This window comes from Providencia sp. PROV208, from assembly GCF_028479465.1.
Taxonomy (GTDB): domain Bacteria; phylum Pseudomonadota; class Gammaproteobacteria; order Enterobacterales; family Enterobacteriaceae; genus Providencia; species Providencia alcalifaciens.
Genome location: NZ_JAMPNS010000042.1, coordinates 1 through 1,692, shown reverse-complemented (window position 1 = coordinate 1,692; position 1,692 = coordinate 1). Strand labels below are relative to the sequence as shown.

Here is a 1,692-nt window from a genome sequence, read left to right as displayed (position 1 = left end):
TTCAATAATTAATCAGATAATACCAATAAAGAAATAACATAAAAATATATTCATGATAGAGCTATTCTATTTTAGATAAATAATAACAATTTTAATTTCATTTCTTTATAAGATAATTAAAGTCCATAAAGAAACTAGTGCATTTACTCAATCTAATTGAGGCTTACTCTAATGAATTCATTAATTATTTTTTAATCCATCTATAATAGCGTTAATTTCTTGTTCCATATTGGATGTATTCTGTCTGAAAATTGGTGGGATATTCTGTTCCATAGCCCCTTGAATATAGAGACTCTCAAACAATTTATCCATAAATTGTCGTAATGTCAGTCCAAACGCCGCTGCAAAAGCGTCAACATACGACAATGTAAAATCACACACACCGCGTTCATAACGGGAAATCTGCTGTTGACTAATACCCATAATGTGAGCTAACTCGCTCTCGGACATACCAATTTCCTGACGAAAGTCCCTTATCAAATGACCCGCGACCATCTGTAGTGACCACACCTCCGAGTCTTCCGTTGTAATCATTTTTGAATTACTTTCGGGATATCCTATACCGAGATTCTTTTTGGATTTGAATTTTCTCTTCATATTTTCCCATCTACAATAAATTTTAAATACAAAATACAAATAAGATGTAATACAAATTATAAATAAGAGCTATTCTTAATCTCAATTATTGATAATAGAGAATAGAAGTAGCTACAATGCAATAAAAATCAAGTGCGAAAAGAGTAGTCTGCAATTTTTTATCAATTATAATTACCAAGGTTATTATAATTACGATTTTAGATTGTAAGAACAATCAATTTAATAGCTCGTAATTTTTCGTCTATTTTATTAGTAATCTATACTTTGTCAAAACACTCCTTTTTGTTGTTTTTTATTTTTTATAATATGTAAAAATTGTAACCAACTCGGGTTATGCCGATAATTTATTGTTTATAAAGTACAAATAAACATACTTTACGTTTTTTAGTGATTTCACCACTAAAATAACCAGTCAATAACTCTAAGTTAATCTAATTAAGAGCAATTAATTAGTTATTAATACTTAATTTGGTTTTTGTTAACTAAATTTAATAACTATTGATATTGCAAACATTCATATAGTAACATCCTGTTACATTATAAGCTGACCACTTTTTTGTATTTGATTGAATTTTAAATAATTTCATATTGTGGATACTGATAGTATATTAAATGTTAATATATTTGACTCACCTTGTATAAATCAGCCTATTCACCAATAAAGGGTTGGTATTAACATATAAAGAGAAACGGCCACATTCAGTTTGGCTATTTTTTCACTCAGCTTTATCATGTTATCAACCTCGCCTCAGAATTACTTAAATTAAATAATTTCAGCTAGATAATGTTGGCTATTCTGTATAAGAGGATGTTTAAGGGAAATCTGTTTTTATCTATAAGATAAACGGTACATTGAAATATCAATCAATATCAGGAAGCCTTGCAGGTAGGTCTTTTGGAAGAACCTTCGGCAAGGATAATCTATATAAATCAGTAAATTACTTTAAATCCATGTGTCGAGGTTTTGTACAACATCAAGCAAAATGGGAGTATCAGGAAATGTTAAATCATTAGGTATAATGACCCCTTACAATATTAAAAATAAGGCGAGCCCCATTATTTATAATAAAGAATAAATATACTCACTTAAGGTGT

General features: G+C 28.8%; 1 protein-coding gene. It reads right to left on the bottom strand.

The genetic code is table 11. The annotated features are described in order from the left end of the window. Window positions 1-180: 180 nt before the first annotated feature. Entirely contained in the window at window positions 181-495 is a 315-nt protein-coding gene (locus PR766_RS18405) for a helix-turn-helix domain-containing protein (RefSeq protein WP_154635809.1), read from the bottom strand. Window positions 496-1,692: the final 1,197 nt, after the last annotated feature.